Annotated in this window: 23 protein-coding genes and 1 riboswitch; all 23 genes read left to right on the top strand. The window is 52.4% G+C overall.

Features of this window, described 5'->3' with window-relative positions; translation table 11 throughout:
• Positions 1 to 6: 6 nt before the first annotated feature.
• The 23 genes from DEALDRAFT_RS09090 to DEALDRAFT_RS09200 all read left to right on the top strand — a co-directional run bounded on the left by DEALDRAFT_RS09090 (position 7) and on the right by DEALDRAFT_RS09200 (position 25,018).
• A complete protein-coding gene (locus DEALDRAFT_RS09090) occupies positions 7 to 1,221 on the top strand; it encodes a molybdopterin molybdotransferase MoeA (RefSeq protein ID WP_008516793.1) in 1,215 nt (404 codons plus the stop codon).
• A gap of 17 nt (positions 1,222 to 1,238) precedes the next feature.
• Positions 1,239 to 3,152: a molybdopterin biosynthesis protein gene (locus DEALDRAFT_RS09095; RefSeq protein ID WP_008516795.1), complete on the top strand. Its 1,914-nt coding sequence runs from the start codon at positions 1,239 to 1,241 to the stop codon at positions 3,150 to 3,152.
• Between the two features lie 4 nt (positions 3,153 to 3,156).
• Positions 3,157 to 3,669, top strand: coding sequence for a MogA/MoaB family molybdenum cofactor biosynthesis protein (locus DEALDRAFT_RS09100; protein ID WP_008516797.1), 513 nt, complete (start codon positions 3,157 to 3,159; stop codon positions 3,667 to 3,669).
• A 241-nt stretch (positions 3,670 to 3,910) separates the two neighbouring features.
• Positions 3,911 to 4,198 carry a co-chaperone GroES gene (gene groES / locus DEALDRAFT_RS09105; RefSeq protein ID WP_008516799.1) on the top strand — a complete coding sequence of 96 codons (288 nt, stop codon included), beginning with the start codon at positions 3,911 to 3,913 and terminating at the stop codon, positions 4,196 to 4,198.
• Between the two features lie 53 nt (positions 4,199 to 4,251).
• A complete protein-coding gene (groL, locus tag DEALDRAFT_RS09110) occupies positions 4,252 to 5,868 on the top strand; it encodes a chaperonin GroEL (protein WP_008516800.1) in 1,617 nt (538 codons plus the stop codon).
• 286 nt (positions 5,869 to 6,154) lie between these two features.
• Complete coding sequence (locus tag DEALDRAFT_RS09115; protein WP_008516802.1) at positions 6,155 to 6,772, top strand: GyrI-like domain-containing protein; 618 nt, start codon at positions 6,155 to 6,157, stop codon at positions 6,770 to 6,772.
• A gap of 213 nt (positions 6,773 to 6,985) precedes the next feature.
• Entirely contained in the window at positions 6,986 to 7,615 is a 630-nt protein-coding gene (locus tag DEALDRAFT_RS09120; RefSeq protein WP_008516804.1) for a YczE/YyaS/YitT family protein, read from the top strand.
• A 113-nt stretch (positions 7,616 to 7,728) separates the two neighbouring features.
• Entirely contained in the window at positions 7,729 to 9,291 is a 1,563-nt protein-coding gene (gene guaA / locus DEALDRAFT_RS09125) for a glutamine-hydrolyzing GMP synthase (protein WP_050780801.1), read from the top strand.
• Positions 9,292 to 9,350: 59 nt separating this feature from the next.
• A riboswitch (purine riboswitch) is annotated at positions 9,351 to 9,452 on the top strand.
• Between the two features lie 301 nt (positions 9,453 to 9,753).
• On the top strand, positions 9,754 to 11,097 hold the full coding sequence (locus tag DEALDRAFT_RS09130; RefSeq protein ID WP_008516807.1) for an NCS2 family permease: 1,344 nt from the start codon (positions 9,754 to 9,756) through the stop codon (positions 11,095 to 11,097).
• 58 nt (positions 11,098 to 11,155) lie between these two features.
• Positions 11,156 to 12,331: a 5-(carboxyamino)imidazole ribonucleotide synthase gene (gene purK, locus DEALDRAFT_RS09135; RefSeq protein WP_008516809.1), complete on the top strand. Its 1,176-nt coding sequence runs from the start codon at positions 11,156 to 11,158 to the stop codon at positions 12,329 to 12,331.
• Positions 12,332 to 12,865, top strand: a complete 534-nt coding sequence (gene purE, locus DEALDRAFT_RS09140; RefSeq protein ID WP_008516811.1) for a 5-(carboxyamino)imidazole ribonucleotide mutase — start codon at positions 12,332 to 12,334, stop codon at positions 12,863 to 12,865.
• 45 nt (positions 12,866 to 12,910) lie between these two features.
• Positions 12,911 to 14,203, top strand: coding sequence for an adenylosuccinate lyase (gene purB, locus DEALDRAFT_RS09145; RefSeq protein WP_008516814.1), 1,293 nt, complete (start codon positions 12,911 to 12,913; stop codon positions 14,201 to 14,203).
• A complete protein-coding gene (locus tag DEALDRAFT_RS09150; RefSeq protein WP_008516816.1) occupies positions 14,204 to 14,530 on the top strand; it encodes a hypothetical protein in 327 nt (108 codons plus the stop codon).
• A gap of 1 nt (position 14,531) precedes the next feature.
• Positions 14,532 to 15,245: a phosphoribosylaminoimidazolesuccinocarboxamide synthase gene (gene purC / locus DEALDRAFT_RS09155; protein ID WP_008516818.1), complete on the top strand. Its 714-nt coding sequence runs from the start codon at positions 14,532 to 14,534 to the stop codon at positions 15,243 to 15,245.
• The gene (purS, locus tag DEALDRAFT_RS09160; protein WP_008516820.1) at positions 15,245 to 15,493 is read left to right on the top strand and encodes a phosphoribosylformylglycinamidine synthase subunit PurS; all 249 of its coding nucleotides are present in this window, start codon (positions 15,245 to 15,247) and stop codon (positions 15,491 to 15,493) included. Before purC ends, purS begins: the two co-directional genes overlap by 1 nt.
• A gap of 3 nt (positions 15,494 to 15,496) precedes the next feature.
• Entirely contained in the window at positions 15,497 to 16,195 is a 699-nt protein-coding gene (gene purQ / locus DEALDRAFT_RS09165) for a phosphoribosylformylglycinamidine synthase subunit PurQ (protein ID WP_008516822.1), read from the top strand.
• Positions 16,192 to 18,393, top strand: coding sequence for a phosphoribosylformylglycinamidine synthase subunit PurL (gene purL, locus DEALDRAFT_RS09170; RefSeq protein ID WP_008516824.1), 2,202 nt, complete (start codon positions 16,192 to 16,194; stop codon positions 18,391 to 18,393). The genes purQ and purL overlap by 4 nt, the downstream gene beginning before the upstream one ends.
• Positions 18,378 to 19,838 carry an amidophosphoribosyltransferase gene (gene purF, locus DEALDRAFT_RS09175; RefSeq protein WP_008516825.1) on the top strand — a complete coding sequence of 487 codons (1,461 nt, stop codon included), beginning with the start codon at positions 18,378 to 18,380 and terminating at the stop codon, positions 19,836 to 19,838. The genes purL and purF overlap by 16 nt, the downstream gene beginning before the upstream one ends.
• On the top strand, positions 19,792 to 20,844 hold the full coding sequence (purM, locus tag DEALDRAFT_RS09180) for a phosphoribosylformylglycinamidine cyclo-ligase (RefSeq protein WP_050780802.1): 1,053 nt from the start codon (positions 19,792 to 19,794) through the stop codon (positions 20,842 to 20,844). Before purF ends, purM begins: the two co-directional genes overlap by 47 nt.
• Before the next feature lie 30 nt (positions 20,845 to 20,874).
• Positions 20,875 to 21,483 carry a phosphoribosylglycinamide formyltransferase gene (gene purN / locus DEALDRAFT_RS09185; protein WP_008516829.1) on the top strand — a complete coding sequence of 203 codons (609 nt, stop codon included), beginning with the start codon at positions 20,875 to 20,877 and terminating at the stop codon, positions 21,481 to 21,483.
• The gene (gene purH / locus DEALDRAFT_RS09190; RefSeq protein WP_008516832.1) at positions 21,476 to 23,014 is read left to right on the top strand and encodes a bifunctional phosphoribosylaminoimidazolecarboxamide formyltransferase/IMP cyclohydrolase; all 1,539 of its coding nucleotides are present in this window, start codon (positions 21,476 to 21,478) and stop codon (positions 23,012 to 23,014) included. Before purN ends, purH begins: the two co-directional genes overlap by 8 nt.
• 10 nt (positions 23,015 to 23,024) lie before the next feature.
• The gene (gene purD, locus DEALDRAFT_RS09195; protein WP_008516834.1) at positions 23,025 to 24,299 is read left to right on the top strand and encodes a phosphoribosylamine--glycine ligase; all 1,275 of its coding nucleotides are present in this window, start codon (positions 23,025 to 23,027) and stop codon (positions 24,297 to 24,299) included.
• A gap of 185 nt (positions 24,300 to 24,484) precedes the next feature.
• A complete protein-coding gene (locus tag DEALDRAFT_RS09200) occupies positions 24,485 to 25,018 on the top strand; it encodes a GerMN domain-containing protein (protein ID WP_008516836.1) in 534 nt (177 codons plus the stop codon).
• The last annotated feature ends 7 nt before the right edge of the window (positions 25,019 to 25,025 follow it).

A 25,025-nucleotide genomic window follows, 5' to 3' on the forward strand; every position in this document is an offset into this window, starting at 1 on the left:
ACCAATATGCTAACCGTACTTAGTGTGAAAGATGCTAAAGAAAGAATCTTATCAGCTGTTACAGCACAGACCCATTGCACCACAGTCCCCTTACCGGATGCCACGGAGCGGGTTCTGGCAAGGTCGGTTGCAGCACAGCATGATTTGCCCACGTTTCCCCGATCCACCATGGACGGCTATGCCGTCAGGGCCAAAGATACGTTTGGAGCGTCGGAGTCTATGCCGGCGCTTTTCGATGTGGCAGGGGAAGTTATGATGGGGCAGGCCCCTCCTGCTGCTGTGGCAGCAGGACAAGCCCTGCGTATTGCCACCGGCGGCATGTTGCCGGAAGGCTCTGATGCGGTGGTTATGGTGGAACATACTGAAGATTTGGGTGGGGCTACCCTGGCAGTAAACCGTGCGGTGGCACCGGGAGAAAACACCATCGCCCGCGGTGAAGATATCAAGGCGGGGGAAACTATCCTGCCTGCAGGACACATACTCAGGCCGCAGGATATAGGAGCACTGGCTGCCATGGGCCAGGTGATGATTGATGTGGCTCAAAAACCGCGGGTGGCTATCTTGTCCACCGGTGATGAGTTGGTAATGCCGGACATGGAGCCCAAAGAAGGACAGATCAGAGATATTAATTCCTACTTATTGTCTGCCTGGGCACAGCGCTGCGGTGCTGAACCGAGCCGCCTGGGAATTATTCCCGACACAGCAGAAGAACTGCTAAATGCGCTGCAAAATACCGGAGACTATGATTGCGTCATTCTCTCCGGCGGCAGCTCCGCAGGGACCCGTGATCATACCGCATCCTGCATTGACCAGTTGGGCAAGCCGGGAGTGCTTTTTCACGGAGTATCCATGCGCCCGGGAAAACCGCTGATTTTTGGTGTGGTGGACGGCAAGCCTTATTTTGGCCTGTCAGGTAACCCCACATCCGCCATGGTGGGTTTTCTCCTGTTTGTCAGGCCGCTGTTGTTACAGATGGCCGGCGCTGTGGAGAGAAACCCTGTTATTACCGCCAGAGCGGAGCGTAATCTTTCTTCTGCCAGCGGCCGGGAAGATTATATTCGGGCCGCACTTTATGAACAGGAAGGGCAGTTGTGGGCCCGTCCCATTCTTGGGCAGGCCAACCTGATCTCCACGGTGGTTCGTGGCGATGCGCTGCTGCGGATTCCACAAAACAGTGAGGGCATTGAGGCCGGCGATACAGTGGAAGTAATGTTAATTTAATATTTGGAGTGAGCCAGGTGAAAGAGAAACGAAGACGCTATCTACATAATACTTCCATCGAGGATGCACTGAATTTGTTTTTTCAAAAGGGCTGGCAGGAGACAGCCGGCGAGACCGTGGAGGTTACCGCTGCGGTGGGCAGGGTTACTGCTCAGGCTGTTTTTGCCAAAATTTCTTCCCCCCATTATCACGCCGCAGCCATGGATGGGGTGGCTGTGCGATCACAGGATACGGTGGGGGCCGCCGAAACAGCACCGAAGCGTCTGCGCCTAAATGAGCAGGCCTTTCCCGTGGATACAGGTAATGCTCTCCCCGCAGGCTGTGATGCGGTGATTATGGCGGAGGATATCACTGAGTTTGCAGAGGAAGTGGAAATTACCGCCTCCGTGGCACCGTGGCAGCATGTGAGGCCAATAGGTGAAGATATTGTGGCTACAGAGATGCTTTTGCCCGCAGGGCACCGCTTGAGCGGTGTGGATGCCGGTGCGTTACTGGCCGGCGGCATAACCCAGGTAGAGGTGCGCAAGCAGCCTAAGGTTACCGTGATTCCCACCGGCAACGAGCTGGTCACGCCGGGCACTCCTCCCGGACCGGGCCAGATAATTGAGTATAATTCCACCGTGTTTAGTGCGCTGGTGTCTGAGTGGGGCGGTGAGCCCCTCAGGCATGATATCGTCAGAGACAACTTTGACCAGATACTTGAGGCGGTGGCAAATGCGGCCCAAAACAGCGATGTGGTCTTAATTAATGCCGGCTCATCTGCCGGGCGCCGCGACTATACGGCGGATGTGGTGGCCCAACTGGGGGAGGTACTGGTACATGGCGTGGCAGTACGCCCCGGAAAGCCGGTGATTCTCGGCGTAGTGGAGAAAACACCGGTTATTGGCGTGCCCGGCTATCCGGTATCGGCGGTGGTGGCGCTGGAAATATTCTTAAAGCCCCTTTTATATCGTTTACAGGGTTTGGCTGAGCCGGCCCGTCCCACGCTGCGTTCGGTATTTTCCCGCCAGGTGACATCTCCTTTATCTGCGGAAGAGTGGGTGCGGGTCAAGGTGGGACGGGTGGGTGAGCGCTATGTGGCCACCCCGCTGTCCCGAGGCTCCGGGGTGATAACTTCACTGGTGCGGGCCGACGGTATTGTGCGGATTCCGCAGCAAAAGGAAGGGTTGGTGGCCGGCGAGGAAGTGGATGTGGAGCTTTTAAGGGCGCCGGACCATATTGACCGTACCGTGGTTTGTATTGGCAGCCATGACCTGACACTGGATATTCTGGGAGACTTGTTGAGCCGGACATACCCAGGCCATACACTGTCCTCAGCCCATGTGGGCAGTACCGGCGGGATTATGGCGCTGAGGCGCAAAGAAGCGCATTTGGCCGGAGTGCATCTGCTGCACGAGGAAACCGGTCAGTATAATATACCGTTTCTTAAGCAGTTTTTGCCGGATGTGCCGGTGACGCTGGTAACCCTGGTGGAGCGGGAGCAGGGTTTAATGGTCCCGGCGGGCAACCCCAAAGGGATTGCCGATATTGAGGATCTGACACGACCCGATGTTTCTTTTGTTAACCGGCAGCGAGGTGCCGGTACCCGTTTACTATTGGATGCCCGTTTAAAGGAGAAAGGGATTTCCGCCGAGGCCATTTCCGGTTATGACCGTGAAGAATACACCCATCTGTCGGTGGCGGCGGCGGTGGCCGCCGGTTCCGCCGATACCGGTTTAGGTGTGGCGGCGGCAGCCAAATCATTGGGTCTGGACTTTATACCGTTGGCCAAAGAGCGCTACGATCTGGCCATTCCTCAGGCTTCTCTCCAGGATGAGAACGTGATCAAACTGTTGGAAGTGGCGCGCTCCACTGAATTTAAACAGACGGTGGACGGGCTGGACGGGTATCATACCGACAAAACGGGTGAAATTGCTTATCAGGGAGAGTGACGGCATGAAACAGTTTAGTGTAGCAGTGCTAACTGCCAGCGATAAGGGTTCCCGCGGCGAGCGGGAGGATGAAAGTGGGCGCGTAATCCATGAAATGATTGCAGAAGCCGGCGGTGAGGTGGTGGCCTACGATGTGGTGCCCGATGACTATAATACTTTAAAAGACAAGTTGGTGGAATATACCGATGAGCATAAAGTGAATTTGGTGCTTACCACAGGCGGTACCGGGCTGAGTCCCAGAGATAATACGCCGGAAGCCACCCTGTCTGTCATTGAAAAACAGGTGCCCGGCATAGCCGAAGCAATGCGGGCCTTTGGGTTGCAAAAAACACCCCATGCCATGCTCTCCCGGGCAGTTTGCGGCCTGCGGCGGCGGACTTTAATTGTTAATCTGCCCGGCAGTCCCCGGGCGGTACGGGAGAATCTGGGCGTTGTTCTGCCCGCCATTCCCCATGCGGTGCATGTGCTTTGTGGCGAGGCCAGTGAATGTGCTTCTCTGCGTAAAAATGATGCATAATTAATTTTATCCGGTATATAATAACATCTGTTGAAGGTGAAAGCAGGAAAAATTAGAGAATGGAAGAAAAACGTGCGTATTTTGCGTAAATTAAGGATAAATAAGCATATTTGCATAAATTTTTCTCTGGCAGAAGTTGCGTTCCGGGAAAAATTTATATACCATTACTATTGTGATCGATTAGCACTCGCAATCGGTGAGTGCTAACAACAATATATCAACCATAAAAGGAGGTTATTTCATGAACATTAAACCCCTAGCAGATCGAGTAGTCATTAAGGTGATGGAGGCTGAAGAGAAGACAGCCAGCGGCTTGGTTCTGCCTGAGAAGGCCAAGGAAAAGCCCCAGGAAGGCGAAGTTGTCGCCGCCGGCGGCGGTCGCATCCTGGAAAATGGCACCCGTGTGGAAATGGATGTAAAAGTGGGAGACCGTGTCCTGTTTTCCAAGTATGCCGGCACAGAAATCAAAGTTGATGGCGAGGAATACTTAATCATGCGTCAGGATGATATCCTGGGCAAGCTGGCTTAACCCATACTTAGAGCAAACTAATACGCTAATTATTATAAGGAGGCAGAGATAACATGGCCAAAGATATTAAGTTTCGCGAAGAAGCCCGTCGTGCGCTGGAAAGTGGCGTTAATCAACTGGCAGACACCGTTAAGGTAACCTTAGGGCCCAAAGGCCGCAACGTGGTGTTGGACAAGAAGTTCGGTGCTCCCCTGATTACTAACGACGGTGTTACCATTGCCCGTGAAATCGAACTGGAAGATGCATTTGAAAATTTGGGTGCGCAGTTGGTTAAGGAAGTTGCCACCAAAACTCAGGATATTGCCGGTGACGGTACCACCACCGCTACCCTGTTGGCCCAGGCCATCATTCGTGAAGGAATTAAGAACGTTACCGCCGGTGCCAATCCCATGGCCATCAAACGCGGTATCGAGAAGGCTGTTAAAGTGGCTGTGGAGGAAATTAAAACTCAGTCCAAGCCTGTGGAAACCAAGGAAGCCATCGCTCAGGTAGCTGCCATTTCTGCCGACGATAAAGAAATCGGCGGCCTGATTGCCGAAGCCATGGAAAAAGTTGGTAAAGATGGCGTTATCACCGTGGAAGAATCCAAAGGCTTTACCACCGATCTCAATGTGGTGGAAGGTATGCAGTTTGACCGTGGTTACATTTCTCCCTACATGGTTACCGACCATGAAAAAATGGAAGCAGTTCTGGATGAGCCCTACATCCTGATGACCGATCGCAAAATCGGCAACATCCAGGAAGTACTTCCCGTACTGGAGAAAGTTGTTCAGTCCGGCAAGCCCTTACTGCTTATTGCAGAAGATGTGGAAGGCGAAGCGCTGGCCACTCTGGTGGTTAACAAGCTGCGTGGCACCTTTAACTGTGTTGCCGTTAAAGCTCCCGGCTTTGGTGATCGTCGCAAAGCCATGCTGCAGGACGTTGCCATCTTAACCGGTGGTACTGTAGTATCCGAGGAACTGGGCATTGAAATGAAGAATGTGGATATGGAAATGCTGGGCCGTGCCCGTCAGGTTCGTGTAACCAAGGAAGAAACGGTTCTGGTGGACGGCTCCGGTGAACCGGCGGAAATCCAGAAGCGTGTTGCTCAGATCCGCGCTCAGATTGAAGAGAGCACCTCTGAGTTTGATAAAGAAAAGCTGCAGGAACGTCTGGCCAAGCTGGCCGGCGGCGTAGCCGTCATCGAAGTTGGTGCGGCAACGGAAGTGGAAATGAAAGAGAAGAAGCTGCGAATTGAAGACGCCCTGTCTGCTACCCGTGCAGCCGTTGAAGAAGGTATTGTATCCGGCGGCGGCACAGCCTACATCAATGCACTGGGTGCATTGGAGAAGGTAGATGCCGAAGGCGACGAAGCCACAGGTGTAAGCATCATTACCCGTGCTTTGGAAGAGCCGGTACGCCAGATTGCTCATAACGCCGGCCTGGAAGGTTCCGTAATCGTGGAAAAACTGAAGACGGAAGCTCCCGGAGTGGGCTACAACGCCGCCACAGGCGTATACGTAAACATGATTGATGCCGGTATCGTGGATCCGGCCAAAGTTACCCGTTCTGCTCTGCAGAATGCGGCCAGCATCTCTGCTATGTTCCTTACCACCGAGGCTGTTGTTACCGACCTGCCCGATGAAAACGGTGGCGGAGCACCCGCTATGCCGCAAATGCCCCCCATGTAAGTTAAGACAACACTCAAGAGCGCCTGCAAATGCAGGCGCTCTTAATTTGTTTGCCGGCATATCCAGAAGCAGGTATATCGTTAAGCTATGTTAAATACTCAAAAGAAGGAGGTGAAATTGTGGATGGCAGAGAAACGCTATGGTTAATAGGATTGTGGTAGGATTAAAATGATTATTAAATTTATAATAATAAGATAAATTTTAGAAGTTTTCTAGGGATTTAACCTTGAGGCGTAGAAAATATATTAAGTATTGAGCCTAGTTGCAGCAAAGGTGGTAGCAGAAGATGGTGAAACTGGATCTGACCAAGGAGCTGAAAGAGCTATACAGGCCGTCGGCAAAAAAGGTCAAGCTGGTGAATGTGCCCAGGATGGGTTTTTTGATGATAGACGGAGAGGGTGACCCCAACACTGCGCCCCGGTTCAGGCAGGCGGTGAAAGCGCTCTACAGCCTGTCCCATCGCCTCAGATTTATGGTTAAACAGGGTAGGGCTGCGGTGGATTACAAGGTTATGCCTCTGGAAGGGTTATGGCAGACACGGGATGGAGCGCCCCTTGATCCACAAAACCGGGATGCCTTCCAGTGGACGCTGATGATTATGCAGCCTGACTTTGTTACACCGGAGTTGTTTTTGGAAGCCCGGGAAGCGGTGGCAAAGAAAAAAGTACCTCTATTAGAAGATGTTCGGCTGGATCGTTATGCCGAAGGATTGTCGGCCCAGATTCTGCATATTGGCTTCAATAGTGGAAAGGCTACTGTGGTTGACACCATTTACCGTTTTGCACAGGAGCAGGGCTATGAGCCCACAGGCTGCCACCATGAAATATACCTGGGGGATCACCGCCGCACAGCTTCTGAAAAACGCAAAACAGTTATTCGCTACAAGGTTAGGAAAAAAGAATAACATGCTATTTGGGTGTTGTTAAAAATACAGTCCATTGACACCACCTTAAAAGACATTTCCCGCAAATTGGACCGACCCCAATGCGGAGAAAAGGATATACATAATCAGGATTAAAGAGTCAGCCTGTTCTGATTTCTTTTTTTTCCCTTTTCAAAAGTGCCCGTGGCGTGTATTATATTCTTTATTAGCATTAATTTAAAAGGGATGGTTAAAATGAGCAAGAAAGTCAAAACACTGCTTCGCTATACATGGATTCTGTTTGGCCTTTTTTTAATGGCTAACGGGGTGGTCTTTTTATTACGGGCCCACCTGGGGGTTTCACCCTGGGATGTGCTGCATGTGGGCATAGCCGCTCGCACAGGGCTTACCGTAGGCAGGGTCATTCAGCTGATAGGTCTCATGGTGGTGCTTTTAAGCTGGTTGCTGCGTGTTCGGCCACAGGTGTCCACCCTGCTGAATATGTTTTTCATTGGTTTGTTTGTAGATCTGGTGAACAGTCTGAGCTATATCCCCCAGCCGGCAACATTATGGCTGAAGCTGATTAGCTACGTTTTTGGTATTGCCATCTTTAGTCTGGGAACCGCGCTGTATATCAGCGGCAACCGTGGTGCCGGTCCCCGGGACAGTTTGATGTTGGGTCTTACCCGGATGACAAAGCTGCGTGTGGGCACGGTCCGTACAGCTCTGGAAGTTCTGGTGGCCATTATCGGCTATTTTCTGGGCGGCCCGCTGGGCCTGGGGACAGTGCTTTTTGCTCTGCTTGTGGGAGTGTTTCTGGAATTTAGCTTCAAACTTATCAAGCAGGTTAAAGCATTGCCTTTTTGGCAAAGTATATTGTCTTAACCACAAGATGTAGGGCGAGATGAGACTTTGAGAACCATCCCCGGAGTCTTGTGATTATTAACCAATTATTGCGTTAAGGTTATGCCGGCAGGGAAAGCACAAGGTAAAAAAGAATGATAACTATCTGGAGGTGGAGGATTTTGGATCAGGAAATGGTGGTGATTCTGGATTTTGGTGGTCAATATACGCAGCTAATTGCCCGCAGGATCCGGGAGCTAAATGTATATTGTGAGATACTGCCCTATACTGCCAAGCTGGAACGGGTGGAATCTCTAAAGCCCAAAGCCCTTATCTTTTCCGGTGGGGCTTTTAGTGTCTACGGGGAGAAAGCGCCGGCCACAGACCCAAGAATTTATCAGATGGGACTGCCCATCATGGGAATTTGCTACGGCATGCAGTTGATGGCCAAAGACCTGGGCGGAGTGGTAAAGCCGGCGGGCCGGCGGGAATATGGTAAGACCGATATCCGGATTTTGGATGATGCCGATATCTTCCAGGAGATTGAAAAGGAAACCACCGTGTGGATGAGTCACGGCGATTATGTGGATCAGGCCCCGCCCGGATTTACAGTAACCGCCTCCACAGAAAATACGCCGGTGGCGGCCATGGCCGATGCCACACGCCGCATGTATGCGGTTCAGTTCCACCCGGAGGTGGTGCATACACCGCGCGGCATGGACATGCTGAAAAACTTCCTGTTTAATATAGCAGGCTTTTCCGGCGACTGGACCATGGAGTCCTTCATTGAAGAAACGGTGCGGCAGATTCGGGAGACGGTGGGCGAGGACGAACAGGTTGTTTGCGGACTCTCCGGCGGGGTTGATTCGTCGGTGGCTGCTGTTTTGGTACACAAAGCCATCGGAGACCGCCTGACCTGTATTTTTGTGGACCATGGCCTTTTGCGCAAAAACGAAGCAGAGCAGGTGATGGAGACTTTCTCCGGAGATTTTAACATGAAGGTAATAAAAGCAGATGAGCAGGATAATTTCCTGGGCAAACTGGCCGGGGTCACCGATCCGGAAGAGAAGCGAAAAATCATTGGCAACGAGTTTATCCGCGTCTTTGAGCGGGAAGCAGCAAAAATTGCGCAAATAGATTATCTGGTTCAGGGTACACTGTATACTGACGTAATTGAAAGCGGTACTGAAACTGCAGCTCTGATTAAGTCTCACCACAATGTGGGCGGACTCCCTGAAGATATGAAGTTTAAGCTTATTGAGCCGTTGAACCATCTGTTTAAGGATGAAGTCCGCAAAGTGGGAGAGGAGTTAGGTATGCCCCATGATGTGGTCTGGCGCCATCCTTTCCCGGGGCCGGGCCTTGCTATCCGGGTGCTGGGTGATGTCACCGGCGAGAAGCTTGATATTCTGCGGGAGGCGGATGCCATTGTTATAGAGGAGATTAAAAAGGCCGGCCTGTACCGGGAAATCTGGCAGGCATTTGCCATTCTTCCTAATATGAAGTCTGTAGGTGTGATGGGCGACAGCCGGACTTATGCTTATACCATCGGGCTGCGGGCCGTAACCAGCCATGACGGCATGACCGCCGACTGGTACCCATTCCCCCATGATGTGCTGGCCCGCATTTCCAACCGCGTTGTCAATGAAGTGCCCCACGTTAACCGCATGGTTTACGATATTACATCAAAACCCCCTTCCACCATTGAGTGGGAGTAAAATTATATCGAGTGGCCTCCCCTATTTAGTATTGACAGGTTATGTCGAATCTGGTAGTCTAAAAGTAATTCAATAGCGCTCGTATAATTTCAGGAATATGGCCTGATAGTCTCTACCAGATAACCGTAAATTATCTGACTACGGGGGAAAGTGCGCCTAGGGTTCCGCCGCGCAAGCGGGCAGGTCCAAGTGGCGCAGGCACAATGTGCTACACCGGAGGGATAAAAGCCCAGACGGGTAGGTTTCACTCGACCAACCTACCCGTCTGGGCTTTTTGGTTGCTGCCTTCTTGCCTTGTTTTGGCAGTATAACCGGTGCATGGTGTGTTTGCTTGGTGCTGGAATGCTCCGGCACTGCTTTCCCGTGGTGCAATTTTGCGGTGGGAGGTGAGAGGCAGCGGGACAAGCTTTGGCAGTTTAGGTTATACAGAGAAAATTAACCAGTAGGGAGGCTATTGAAGAAATGGAAAAGTTTTTTAAACTAAAAGAACACGGTACCAATGCTAAAACAGAAATTATTGCCGGTATTACAACCTTTATGACCATGGCCTACATCATTTTTGTTAACCCGGATCTGCTTCGTCAGGGCGGTATGAACCAGGCCGGAGCTCTCTTTGACGGAGCGCTGGAGTTTACTGCAGCCAATGATCCTTATGTGGCCGCCATTGTTACCGCCACTATTTTGGCTGCGGCGCTGAGCACAATTTTAATGGGCCTTGTTACCAATTATCCCTTTGCCCTGGCATCCGGAATGGGCCTGAATGCCTTTTTTGCTTTCACCGTCGCCCCTGAGCATGGGTGGCAGGCTGCCCTGGGCGCAGTTTTGATTTCCGGAATCGTATTTTTTGTTCTTGCTATCTTTGGGATTATCGAACAGATTGACAAAGCGGTGCCAACCAGCTTAAAAAGAGCGGTTGCTGCCGGTATCGGGTTATTTATTGCTTTGATTGGTTTAAAGAACGCCGGCATTATTGTGGGCAGCCCGGCAACCTTGGTGTCGCTGGGTAACTTAACGGATCCCGGCCCTGCACTGGCCGCCATCGGCATCCTGATTATCGCAGTGTTAATGTCGCTTAAAGTTAAAGGTGCAATTTTGCTGGGTATTCTTCTTACCACCATTATTGGTATGTTTACAGGTGTAACCAGCACTCCTGCCAGTGTGGGAGATATTGTTGGTGCCCCTGCCAGCATAGCTCCCATTGCATTTGAGCTGGACTTTGCCGGAGCGCTGAACCTGGGCTTTATGGTTATTTTTGCGCTGGTGTTTGTGGACCTTTTTGATACCATGGGTACACTGATGGGTACCGGTGCCCGTGCCGGTTACCTGGACAAGGACGGCTGCCTGCCCAAAGTTAAAAATGCCATGATTGTTGATGCTGTGGGTACTGCAGGCGGTGCTTTAATGGGCACAAGTACTGTCACCACTTATGTGGAATCCACCGCCGGTATTTCCGAAGGCGGCCGGACCGGTCTGACCTCTGTGGTAACCGGTGTGCTCTTTTTGCTGGCACTGTTTTTCACTCCGCTGGCAGGCATTATCCCCACCCAGGCCACAGCTCCCGCTCTGGTGATTGTGGGTGTGCTGATGATGGGCGCGGTAACCCATATTGATTTCGAAGACTTTACAGAAGCGCTTCCCGCTTTTGTAACCATCGCCTTTATGCCCTTTGCTTTCTCCATTGCCGACGGTATCGCCGCAGGTTTTCTGGTATATCCCATTGTAAAGTTGTTTGCAGGCCGGGGCAAAGAAGTGCACTGGTTTGTATATATCCTTGCTGTAATTTCGCTGATACATTTTGTGATGTAAATTATTTTGGGATAGGGGCCGATACGGCCCCTGTTCCTCCTTTAGAGGGGTTATGACCATGTTGGACAGAATTATGCAAAATCCACCTCTGCGTATCGCCGTTGTGGGCGGTGGGCAGTTGGGTAAAATGATGACGATGGCCGCCAAGCAAATGGGATTTCATGTGACGGTGCTGGATCCCACTTCTGCCAGCCCGGCAGCCCAGGTGGCAGACCGGCAGATCACCGCCGATTTCCATGACGGCCAAGCCATCCGGCAGTTAGCCGCGGACGCGGATGTAATTACTTATGAATTTGAACATATTGACAGCGCAGCGTTAATTGCTTTGGAAGAGGGCGGTCAACCGGTCTATCCGGCGCCGCAGACCCTGCGTGTCATTCAAAATAAACTAACCCAGAAAGAAGCGTTGGCGCAGGCCGATATTGCGGTGGCGCCGTTTATGCCTGTGGCGGGATATGCCCAGGCTAAGGAAGCGGGAGAAAAGTACGGATATCCGTTTCTGTTAAAAGCCTGTACCGGCGGGTATGACGGTAAGGGAAACGCGCTGGTGGCCTCTGAAGGCGAGCTGGCGGACGCGCTCACCTCGCTGGGTGACTGTGAGCTGATGGCGGAGGCCTTTGTGCCGTTTACCTGTGAAGTGTCGGTTATGGTGGCACGCAGTGTCAACGGAGACATAAAAAGCTATCCGTTGAGTGAAAATGAACATGAAGAAAATATCCTGCGGCGCAGTATTGTGCCGGCACAGGTTGATGATGCGGTGGCGGCCCGGGCCCGGGCGGTGGCCGAAGATGTGATGAGTTTGTTTGGCAGTGTGGGTGTCTTTTGTGTGGAGATGTTTGTCACCAAAGAGGGTGAGGTGCTGGTCAATGAAGTGGCACCACGGCCGCACAATTCGGGGCATTATACCATTGAATCCTGCATCACCTCCCAGTTTGAGCAACAGGTACGGGCCATTTGCGGTTTGCCGCTTGGCGCCACCGATTTGCTGACCCCTGCGGTGATGATTAATCTGTTGGGAGAGGACGGCCACTTTGGCCCCGCCATGCTTGTGGGCTGTGCCGAGGCTTTATCCTTGCCCGGAGTTCACTTGCATCTGTATGGTAAAAAACAGACCGCACCAAAGCGCAAGATGGGCCATGTAACTGTAACCGGTAAATCATTGGCTGAGGTGGAGAAGACTGCTGCTTTGGCCTCTCATGCTTTAAAAGTGGTGGCTCAAAAGGAGGATGTCTAAATGGCTAAACCAGTGGTGGGAATTATTATGGGCAGCGATTCGGACCTGCCGGTAATGAGTACGGCAGCGGAGGTGCTGGATGAGTTTGATGTTGACTACGAACTAACGGTGGTTTCAGCGCATCGGACACCACAGCGGCTTTTTAAATACTCTGCCGAAGCGGCAGAGCGTGGCATACAGGTTATAATCGCCGGCGCCGGCGGTGCGGCGCACCTGCCGGGTATGGTGGCCAGTGTTACGGAGTTGCCGGTGATTGGCGTGCCGGTTAAAAGCCGGACTTTGGATGGGGTGGATTCACTCTATTCCATTGTACAGATGCCGCCTGGTGTGCCGGTGGCCACGGTGGCCATCAACGGCGCAAAAAATGCCGGTTTGCTGGCGCTGCAGATTCTGGGCGGCACCGATTATGGCCTGCGGGAAAAAATGCGGCAGTACAAAAAAGATTTGCAGCATATGGTGGAAGAAAAAGCCGCACAACTGGAACAGCAAGGCTGGCAGGCATATCTTGCCAAAATGGAGAAGAATAAGGGATAATTAATAACAGAATACAAAAAATTTGTTATCTTAGAGGTGACTGGTTTGATTGAACGTTATACCCGGCCGGAAATGGCGGCTGTCTGGACACTGGAGAATAAATTTAAAAAATGGCTGGAACTGGAAATATATGCCTGCGAAGCGTGGGCAGAGTTAGGTGTGATTCCCAAAGAAGCGGTGGAGGCAATCCGACAGAAGGCCACTTTCAGCGTTGACCGTATTCTGGAAATTGAGGCCAGCACCCGCCACGATGTGGTGGCTTTTACCCGCTGCGTTTCTGAGAGCCTGGGCGAAGAGTCCAAGTACGTTCATTACGGGCTCACGTCTTCCGATGTGGTGGATACAGCCCTGGCGGCACTGATGAAGGAAGCGGCGGAAATTATTCTTAAGGATATGAAGAGCTTAATTGCCGTACTTAAAGAAAAAGCCAGGGAGCATAAGTATACCCTGATGATGGGCCGTACCCATGGTGTGCACGCCGAGCCCACCACTTTCGGCCTTAAACTGGCTCTGTTTGTGGCGGAAATGGAGCGTAACCTAATTCGAATGGAGCGGGCCCGGGACAATATTGCCTTTGGCAAGCTCTCCGGTGCGGTGGGCACATATGCCAATATCGACCCCTTTGTGGAGCGCTATGTCTGTGAAAAGATGGGCCTGACGCCGGCGCCGGTTTCCACCCAGATTTTGCAGCGGGACCGCCATGCCGAGTATCTGACCACCCTGGCCATAGTGGCCGGCACACTGGATAAGCTGGCCACCGAGATCCGGGGGCTACAGAAAACAGAAACCCGGGAAGCGGAAGAGCCGTTTTATCAGGGACAGAAAGGTTCCTCGGCTATGCCTCACAAACGAAATCCCGTCAGTTGTGAACAAATCACCGGATTGAGCCGCATCATGCGGGGCAATGCGCTGGTTTCCCTGGAAAATATGCCGTTGTGGCATGAACGGGACATTTCCCATTCCTCGGCGGAGCGGGTGGTGGTACCCGACAGTACCATATTGATTAACTACATGCTAAACAGCATGATCCGCATCATTGGTGATTTGCGTGTTTATCCGGAGAATATGAAGCGGAACATGGAGCGTACTCTGGGTTTGACCTTTTCTCAGAAAGTGCTTTTAACATTGATTGAGAAAGGGATGAAGCGGGAAGCGGCCTATGATTTGGTGCAAAAGTACGCCATGCGCGCCTGGGAAAAACAGCTTCCGTTTCAGGAGTTGCTGGCCACAGATGAGCACATTGTGGGGACGCTGACGCCACAGGGCCTGGCGGACTGTTTTGATCCGACCTACCATCTGCGGCAGGTGGATGACATTTTTAAAAAGGTGGGGATATAAATGGAGCGGTTTACCGGACTGGAAATTTGGTTTATAGCATCAATACCTGTCTTTTTGTTGTTGGGTGCCATTTTTTATCTGGGTTATAAAAAATCATGCCGGATGATGCCCCTGATTTTATCTCAGTTATTTGGCTTTTTGTCTGTTATGGTGCTGGTAACATTGCTGGCTCTGTACGACATACTACCCGATGTGGTCATGCCGGTAATTTACCTGGTGATTATGATGATTTTCTATGTGGGCGGCGCTTCACTGACGGCCAGGTTGATGGAGGCCCACACCCGGGCCGAGTATGAAGAGGGCGATTCGCAAGAAGGGGGCAGATAAGGTGGAACGGCAGGCCTTTCTCTATGAGGGTAAAGCAAAAAGGATTTATGCCACGGCGGATCCGGATTTGGTGCTGGTGGAATACAAGGATGATGCCACCGCTTTTGACGGTGAAAAGAAGGGCCGCATTGCTAATAAAGGTATCTTAAACAATAAAATTGCTGCCCATTTTTTTGAGCTGCTGGCAGAACAGGGCGTCCCCAGCCATTTTGTCCGTCATCTTTCAGAGCGGGAGATGCTGGTTAAAAAGCTGCAGATTATTAAGGTGGAAGTGGTGGCCCGTAACCGGGTTGCCGGCAGTCTCTCCAAAAGGCTGGGTCTGGATGAGGGGGTAGAGTTATCCCGTCCCGTTCTGGAGTTTTACTATAAGAATGACGAATTACATGACCCCCTTATTAATGAATACCATATTTACGCCTTAAAGCTGGCTACAAAAGAAGAGCTGCAGCAAATAGCAGAGCAGGCTCTGCAGATAAATGAAATTTTAGTTAAGTACCTGGCAAAGCGGGATATTATTCTGGCTGATATGAAGCTGGAGTTTGGCTTGTTTAACGGAGAGGTGCTGTTAGGGGATGAGATTTCTCCCGACACCTGTCGGTTCTGGGATGCCAACACCATGGAAAAGCTGGATAAAGACCGGTTTCGCCGGGATTTAGGCAATGTGGAAAAAGCTTACGAAGAAATCTTGAGCAGACTGACGGGAGGAAAAAATTAATGTGGAAAGCAGAAATCAAGGTGCTCTTAAAACAGAGCGTCCTTGATCCGCAGGGGCAGGCAGTGGAGAAGGCTTTAGGCTCACTGGGGTATGGGAATGTGGAAGATGTGCGCATCGGTAAATACCTGGAAGTGACCGTAGCTGGCGCCGACCGTGCCGCCGCCGAGGCTCAGGTGCATGAGATGTGTGAAAGATTGCTGACCAACACGGTCATTGAGGACTATACTTTTGAGCTGGTGGAGGTTTAAATAATGAAATTTGGCGTGGTTGTTTTTCCGGGTTCCAACTGTGACCTGGACGCCTATCATTTGGTCAAAGACGTCCTGAAGCAGCCGGTGGATTACATCTGGCACCAAGATGAAAACATTGACGGCTTGGATTGCATAATTCTCCCCGGAGGTTTTTCCTACGGTGATTACCTGCGCTGCGGTGCCATCGCCCGCTTTTCGCCGGTGATGAAAGCGGTGGTGGATTTTGCCCGCCGCGGCGGCTTGGTAATGGGAATCTGTAATGGCTTTCAGGTACTTTTGGAGGCCGGTTTACTTCCCGGGGCACTGTACAGAAATACTAACCTGCAGTTTCGCTGCCAGTTCACCCATCTGATGGTGGAGAACCGGGATACTCCGTTTACCCGGGGAATCGCCGGCAAAAAGCCGCTGAAGATTCCCGTGGCACACGGTGAGGGTAACTACTATGTGGATGCAGATACGCTGCGGCGGATGGAAGCGGGCGGCCAGATTGTTTTCCGCTATGCCACCGAGAGCGGTGAGATTACCGATACCGCCAACCCCAACGGATCCACCTACAATATTGCCGGCGTCTGCAATGAAACGCGTAATGTATTGGGGATGATGCCTCACCCCGAGAGAGCGGGAGAGTTGTCTCTGGGGTCTGCCGACGGCCTGCACATCTTTGAATCTTTGCTCAGACACGGGGAGGGCGGACGATGAGACCTGAAGACTGGCGTAAAATGGGCTTAAAAGACCAAGAGTACCAGATGATTGTCAATGTTTTGGACCGTGACCCCAACTATGTGGAGCTGGGTATGTACAGCGTCATGTGGTCGGAACACTGTTCCTATAAAAATTCCAAGGATGTTTTAAAGACCTTCCCTACTAAAGGGGAGCGTGTCCTGCAGGGTCCCGGGGAAAATGCCGGGATTGTGGATATCGGCGACGGCCTGGCGGTGTGCTTTAAAGTGGAGTCTCATAATCACCCCTCGGCCATTGAACCGTACCAAGGCGCTGCCACCGGAGTGGGCGGCATTATCCGCGATATTTTTACCATGGGGGCGCGGCCCATTGCTTCATTAAACTCGCTGCGCTTCGGAACGCTGGATGATGCCCATGTGCGCCATATTTTCGGCGGTGTGGTCTCCGGTATTGCCGGTTACGGCAACTGTATCGGCATTCCCACCGTAGGCGGTGAAGTATACTTTGATCCCTGCTATCAGGGTAATCCGCTGGTTAATGCCATGTGTGTGGGATTAATTGAAGTGGACAAGATTAAAAAGGGCCAGGCCGCCGGCGTTGGCAATCCGGTAATACTGGTGGGTGCCCGCACCGGCCGTGACGGAATGCACGGTGTGACTTTTGCTTCTGAGGAGTTAAGCGAGGCTTCGGAAGAAAAGCGGCCCGCAGTACAGGTTGGAGATCCTTTTATGGAAAAGCTGCTTTTGGAAGCTTGCCTGGAGTTAATCAATAACGATGACGTGGTGGGTATTCAGGATCTGGGCGGTGCCGGACTTACCTGTGCCACTTCGGAAATGGCCAGCCGGGCCGGAACCGGCCTGGAAATTGAGCTGGACCGTGTTCCCTGCCGTGAGGAAGGGATGACACCGTACGAAATTATGATTTCCGAGTCCCAGGAGCGGATGCTGATGGTGGTCACACCGGATAAAGAAGCCAAAGTGCATGCCGTATTTGAGCGTTGGGGCCTGACCTCCACCACCATTGGCCGTGTCACCGACGACGGCATCCTGCGGGTGCACATGGGCGGTGAAGTGGTGGCAGAAGTGCCGGCCCGCAGCCTGGCAGAAGATGCGCCAATCTATTGTCCTGCCTACAATGAGCCGGCATATCTGAAAACCGCCGCCAGCCTGGATTTGACAGAAATCCCGGATGTGCAAAAGCCGGAGGAGGCACTTTTAAAGCTGCTTGCTTCCCCCAACATTGCCAGCAAGGAATGGGTCTGGCGCCAGTATGACTATATGGTGCGAACATCCACCGTGGTGCTGCCCGGCTCCGATGCGGCGGTACTGCGTATCCGCGGCACCGAAAAAGGGCTGGCCATGACCACCGACTGTAACTCCCGTTACGTCTATCTTGACCCCTATACCGGCGGCAAGATTGCCGTGGCGGAAGCGGCCAGGAACGTGGTCTGCAGCGGCGGTGAACCGCTGGCGGTTACCGACTGCCTGAACTTCGGCAATCCGGAGAAGCCGGAGATTTTCTGGCAGTTCCGCAAAGCTGTGGAAGGCCTGAGTGAAGCCTGTCTGGCCTTTGATACTCCGGTGATCGGCGGCAATGTTTCCTTTTATAATGAAACAAACGGTGAAGCAATTTATCCCACACCAACAGTGGGTATCGTAGGTTTATTGGATGATGTCCAGAAACGCTGCACACAGGAATGGAAAGATGAAGGCGATGCCATTATCCTGCTGGGCCAAACCTATGAGGAGTTGGGCGGCAGCGAATATCTGGCCACCCTGCACAACAGGGTTCAGGGCGCGCCCCCGGCGCTGGATCTGAACACAGAGAAGGCTCTGCAAAAGACCGTGTTGGCCGCCATTCGTCAGGGACTGGCCAAGTCGGCCCATGACCTTTCTGAAGGTGGTGTGGCGGTGGCACTGGCGGAATGCTGTTTTGGTAGTGACCTGGGTGCCGCTGTGGAGCTGAAAAATAACAACCTGCGGCTGGACAGTCTGCTGTTTGGGGAAAGCCAGTCCAGGGTGCTTATCAGCACATCACAGGACAACGCGGCAGCCTTATTGGCTATGGCGGCAACGGAAAATGTGCCCGCAACCGTCATTGGGAAAACCGGCGGCGAAAAGCTGCAGGTTGCAGTGGATGGCCGTAGCGTGTTAAATCTCCCCTTAACAAAAATGAAAGACGCATGGCGGGAGGCTATTACATGTTTAATGAAATAGATATAATGGATGACAAAATGCGAGAGGAATGCGGTGTGTTTGGTATTTATGCTCCCGGGAGCAATGTGGCCCAGCTCACCTATTACGGCCTGTACGCCCTGCAGCACCGGGGACAGGAAAGCGCGGGCATTGCCGTTTCCAACGGTAAAATAATCCGTGGGGAAAAGGGGATGGGCCTGGTCTCGGAAGTGTTTCATGACACATCCAAGTTTGACCGGCTACAGGGACAAGCTGCGGTGGGCCATGTCCGTTATTCCACCAGCGGTTCCAGCCTGCTGGTCAATGCGCAACCCCTTTTAGTCCGCTCCCGAAACGGTTTTCTGGCCATTGTGCACAACGGCAATCTGGTTAACGGCCGGGAACTGCGCCTGGAGTTGGAGGACGAGGGTTCTATTTTTCAGGCCACCACCGACAGTGAAGTGGTTGCCCATCTTATAGCCCGTTCCGGCGAGAAGGATGTGGTGGATGCCCTGAAAAAATCGCTGCCGCGGCTGCGCGGTGCGTACAGTCTGATTCTGATGACGCCGGAAAAATTGGTGGGACTGCGTGACCCACACGGCATTCGCCCCTTATCGCTGGGCAAAACTGCCAACGGTTATGTGCTGGCCTCAGAGACTTGTGCCTTTGATACTGTAGGCGCCGAGTTTGTCCGGGACATTGAGCCGGGCGAGATGGTGGTCATCGATAAAGACGGCGTTCATGCCCAGCGTTACACGGAGAATAAAATTCATTCCCTCTGTGCTTTTGAATTTATTTATTTTGCCCGGCCCGACAGCAATCTGCACGGCCGCAACGTCCATATGGTGCGCAAGCGCCTGGGCCGGCGCCTGGCAGAGGAGCACCCGGTGGAAGCAGATATTGTCACCGGGGTCCCCGATTCTTCCCTCTCAGCTGCCTCCGGGGTGGCGGAGCAGATGGGTCTGCCTTACGAGTTGGGTTTTGTTAAAAACCGCTATATTGGCCGCACCTTTATCCAGCCTAGTCAGGAGATTCGTGACCTGGGCGTGCGGCTTAAGCTAAATCCGGTGCGCCAGATTGTGGAAGGCAAACGGGTGGTAATGGTGGACGATTCCATTGTTCGCGGCACCACTTCCACCCGTATTATTGAGATGCTGCGCAATGCCGGTGCCAAAGAAGTTCATGTGCGTATCAGCTCACCACCGGTCACCTCGTCCTGTTTTTACGGAATTGACACCTCAACTTCCGGGGAGCTCATTGGAGCGCAAATGAATGTGGATGAGATTGCTAAGTATATTGGTGCCGATTCACTGGGCTTTCTAAGCGAAGAGGGAATGCTGGAAAGCATGAACCTCCCGGTGGAAGGTTTCTGTACAGCCTGTTTCAGCGGCCGCTATCCCATTGAAGTGGCCTGCAAAAAATCGGGTAAACTACTGGAGTATGAAGAAGACGACGGGGGGTGCGGCGGCTGTGGCGTACACATATAAAGATGCGGGAGTAGACATTGATGCCGGTAATGAGGCGGTTCGTCTGATGAAAAAGCATGTGCGCTCTACCCACCGCCCTGAAGTTCTTACCGATATCGGCGGCTTTGGCGGCCTCTTTGCACTGGACACCAAGAAGTATCAGGAACCGGTGTTGGTATCCGGCGCCGACGGTGTTGGTACCAAACTAAAGGTTGCTTTTCTCATGGATAAACATGATACCGTGGGCCAGGATGCGGTGGCCATGTGTGTTAATGATATTGTGGTGCAGGGCGCCGAACCGCTTTTTTTCCTGGACTATCTGGCGGTGGGCCGTCTGGAGCCCGGCAAAGTGGCGGATATTGTGGGCGGTGTAGCCGCCGGCTGCCGCCAGGCCGGCTGTGCCCTGATTGGTGGAGAAACGGCGGAAATGCCCGGTTTTTATCCCGATGGCGAGTATGATCTGGCCGGCTTTGCCGTGGGTGTGGCAGATAAGGCCAAAATAGTGGACGGCAGTTTAGCCAAGCCGGGGGATGTGGTTATCGGGCTGCCCTCGGCGGGACTGCACAGCAACGGCTTCTCCCTGGCCCGTAAAGTCCTGTTGGAGAAGGCCGGATTTGCGGTGGACCAACATATTCCTGAACTGGGAAAAGCTTTGGGTGAGGAGTTGCTAACGCCCACCAAAATCTATGTACGGGCCGTCTTGGATGTGCTGGCCAAAGTTAATGTGCGAGGCATGGCCCATATCACCGGCGGCGGTTTGCCGGAAAACGTACCGCGCTGTTTGCCTGAAGGCCTGGGTGCCACCCTAAAACAGGTCTGGACGGTGCCGCCGGTCTTTACTCTAATCCAAAAGCAGGGTGATGTGCCCACAGAAGATATGTTCCGCACTTTCAATATGGGAATCGGCTTTGTCCTCATCGTGCCCCGGGAGGAAGCAAAGCAGGCCACAGACATTTTGGAGAATGCCGGCGAAAACCCGCTTACCCTGGGTGAGGTCACCTCTGAAGCCGGTGTGCGCATTCTCTAAAGATAACACCTCCGAAGGGGGAGGAAGCCAATGAAAAGAATTGCAGTACTGGCCTCGGGAAGCGGCAGTAACCTGCAGGCCATTATGGATGCCATAGAACGCCGGGATATTACAAATGCTGAGGTGGCGGTGGTCATCAGTGACCGCAAAAACGCCTACGCTCTGGAGCGTGCCCGACAAAAGAGTATTCCTGTCAAACATCAAAGCTCTAAAAACTACCAGTCCCGGGAAGAATACGACCGGGATCTGGTTACATACCTTACCGAACAACAAATCGACCTGGTTGTGCTGGCCGGTTTTATGCGGCTGATGACTCCGCATTTCGTTGCAGCTTATCCCAACCGCATCTTAAATATCCATCCGTCCCTCCTGCCGGCATTTCCTGGCGCACACAGCGTAAGAGACGCCCTGGCGTACGGTGTGAAAGTTGCCGGATGTACCGTCCATTTTGTGGATGAAGGCATGGATACAGGCCCCATCATTTTGCAGGAGGCCGTACCGGTATATGACAGTGATACCGAGGAGAGCCTGCACGAGAGAATTCATGAGCTGGAGCACAGGCTTTACCCTCGGGCTATAGAACTCTGGGTGCAGGACAAGATTAAAATAGAGGGAAGAAGGTGCTTTATTAATGACTAAACTGGCTTTATTGAGTGTGTCGGACAAGACCGGTCTGGTGGATTTCGCCAAAGGACTGGTAGAGCAGGGATTCACCATCATCTCCACCGGTGGAACCAAAAAAGCGTTGGCGGATGCCGATGTGCCGGTAAAAAGCGTTTCCGATATTACCGGGTTCCCCGAGATATTGGACGGCCGTGTTAAAACCCTCCATCCTAAAGTACACGGCGGAATTCTGGCCCGCCGCGACTTAAATGAACATCTGGAGCAGATGCAGGAGCATGGTATCGGTTCCATTGAACTGGTGGCGGTTAACCTGTATCCCTTTGCCCAGACGGTGGCCAAGCCCGATGCCACGCTGGAGCAGGCCATTGAAAACATTGATATCGGCGGTCCCACCATGGTCCGCTCCGCAGCCAAAAACTTCAAACATGTGGCCATTGTGGTTAATCCGGGCCGCTATGACGATGTTTTGGCGGAAATGCGGGAGAAGGGCTCCCTAAGCGACGATACCCGCTTTAAACTGGCGGTGGAAGCTTTTAGCCACACCGCCGAATATGATGCCATGATTTCCGGCTGGCTGTACAAGCAAATTCCCGATGCACCGCTCTTTCCTGAAACACTGGCACTGCCCTACAGTAAAGTCCAGGATTTGCGCTACGGGGAAAACCCCCAGCAAAAAGCGGCTTTCTACCGTGAAGCAAACGCTGCCCCGGGAACAGTGGCCAGCGCCAAACAGTTACATGGTAAAGCCATGTCCTTTAATAATATCAATGACTTAAATGCAGCCTGGGAGTTGGTTCAGGAGTTTAATGAGCCGGCGGCGGTGGCGGTAAAGCATGCCAATCCCTGCGGAGTGGCGGTTGCTAACAATGTTTATGACGCCTATGCGCTGGCCTTTGAAGCAGACCCGGTCTCAATTTTTGGCGGTATTGTAGCTCTAAACCGTACCCTGGATGCCAAAACAGCGGAAAAGATGAGTGAAATCTTTTTGGAAGTGGTAATTGCCCCCGATTTTGACGAAGATGCTCTGGCTGTCCTTACCAAAAAGAAAGACATTCGCGTGCTGCAGGCTCCCCTGCCGGAAGTACGGGAAAAGCTGGATGTGAAAAAAGTTTCCGGGGGAATACTGGTGCAGGAGCTGGATGATGAAACGGTACATTCCGCCGGCTGGGGTGCGGTGACCAACGAGAAACCGTCTCTGCAGCAGATTCAGGATATGATTTTTGGCATGAAAGTGGTGAAGCACGTCAAGTCTAACGCCATCGTGCTGGTGAAAAACGGCCAGACCATTGGCATAGGTGCCGGGCAGATGAACCGGGTTGGTGCGGCGCGCATTGCCATTGAACAGGCCGGTGACAAGGCAAAAGGAAGTGTTTTGGCCTCCGATGCCTTCTTCCCCTTCCGCGATACGGTGGACGAGGCAGCCAAAGCCGGTGTAAAAGGTATTGTCCAACCGGGCGGTTCCATGAAAGACCAGGAATCCACCCAGGCGTGTGATGAGCATAGAATTGCCATGATGATGACGGGTACCCGTTACTTCAAGCATTAGGAGGAAAAATATGCGTGTTTTGATTGTGGGCAGTGGCGGGCGCGAACATGTGCTGGCCTGGAAACTGCTGCAAAGCCCCCAGGTCCAAAAAGTATACTGTGCTCCCGGCAACGCGGGAATTGCCCAAATAGCAGAGTGTGTCCCTATTTCTGTAGATAATATTGAAGCTTTGGTAGCTTTTGGCCTGGAGCATGACATTCAATTGACGGTGGTTGGTCCGGAAGCACCGCTTACCGCGGGAATGGTGGATGCTTTTACTGCAGCGGGTCTGGAAGCCTTCGGTCCCAGCAAAGAAGCGGCCCAACTGGAAGGCAGTAAAATCTTTGCCAAGCAGATTATGGAGAAATATAATATTCCCACCGCCGAGAGCCGTACCTTTACTTCCGCTGACAAAGCCCTGGCCTATCTGGCAGAAAAGGGCGCCCCCATTGTAGTTAAAGCCGACGGTCTGGCTGCCGGCAAAGGTGTGGTGGTGGCCACCACAGTAGAGGAAGCAGAAGATGCGGTGAAGCGGATAATGGTGGACAAGGAGTTTGGAGATGCCGGAGCCCGGGTCATTATCGAGGAGTTTCTTCAGGGGGAGGAAGTCTCGGTACTGGCCTTTACCGACGGAAACACCGTTGTCCCCATGGTTTCTTCCCAGGATCACAAAGCAGCTTACGACGGTGATACCGGCCCCAATACAGGAGGCATGGGAGCTTATTCACCGGCTCCAATCCTGACAGACCAGCTTCTTGCTGAAGTGGAAGAAACAGTACTGCGTCCCACGGTGGACGGCCTGCGGCAGGAAGGAATAACCTTCAAAGGCATCCTTTACGCCGGGTTGATGATAACGGCCCAGGGCCCCAAGGTGCTGGAGTTTAATGTGCGCTTTGGTGACCCGGAATGCCAGGTGGTTCTGCCCCGGTTGAAAAGCGACCTCTCTGCCATTATGCTGTCGGTAATTCACCGCTGTCTGCACGAAGAGACCATTGAGTGGTATGATAATCATACCGCCTGTGTGGTGATGGCCTCCGGCGGCTACCCGGGTAAGTACACTAAGGGTAAGGAAATCAAAGGGCTAGATGACGCTGCAACCCTGGATGACGTTTACGTCTACCATGCCGGTACTGCAGAAAAAGGCAAAAAAATTGTCACCGCCGGCGGACGGGTGCTGGGCGTAACCGCCTGGGGAGATACACTCCCCGCTGCCTTGGAGAAGGCCTATGCCGCCGTAGATAAAATAACTTTTGACGGAGCACATTACCGTAAGGATATCGGTCAGAAGGCTCTGAGAAGAAAATAACTGAAACAGCAGGACAAAAAAGCGCGCCTTTTACCGGCGCGCTTTTTCCCATCCACAACCATTGTATACAGTTATGTGTTAACTTTAACAGCTGTTAAAGGAAATTCAGACCTTTTTCAGTTTTGTTTAATAATTACTGCATACACTATATCAGGAAAATACATATAAAATTAGGGGGTCTTACTATGAAAAAAGTCTTTGCGGTTTCGGTGGTGCTGCTTCTGTCTTTGCTATGGGCTGTGGGCTGCACATCAAACACACAGCCACAGCAGTCTCCTCAAAACACGGCAACTATGCAGGAAGAGGGAGAGGAGCTGATGGTTACTCTGTACTATGCCGACAGCGAATTAATGGGCCTGGTTACCGAAGAGCGGGAAATAACAGTGCCCCAAGGTGAAGAGGCCATACTGCTGGCCGTCCGGGAGCTAACAAAGGAGCCCCAAGAACCGGATTCCGTTGTTTTAATGCCGCTGGAGACCGAAGTGTTATGGGTAGACGCCGCAGAAAACATAATCACCATCAACTTTAACGAAAATATCCGTGACAATTTCTACGGCGGCTCATCCAGTGAAGCGTTGTTGGTGGCCAGTATAGTTAACACCGTCACCGGGTTTGATGGCTACCAGGATTATAAAGTTCGCTTTCTGATTAACGGTGAGCCCTTTGATTCCATTGGCGGGCATCTCTCCGCAGAAGAACTGTTTGAAAGACAGCAATAAAAAANAA

The organism is Dethiobacter alkaliphilus AHT 1 (assembly GCF_000174415.1).
GTDB lineage: Bacteria > Bacillota > Dethiobacteria > Dethiobacterales > Dethiobacteraceae > Dethiobacter > Dethiobacter alkaliphilus.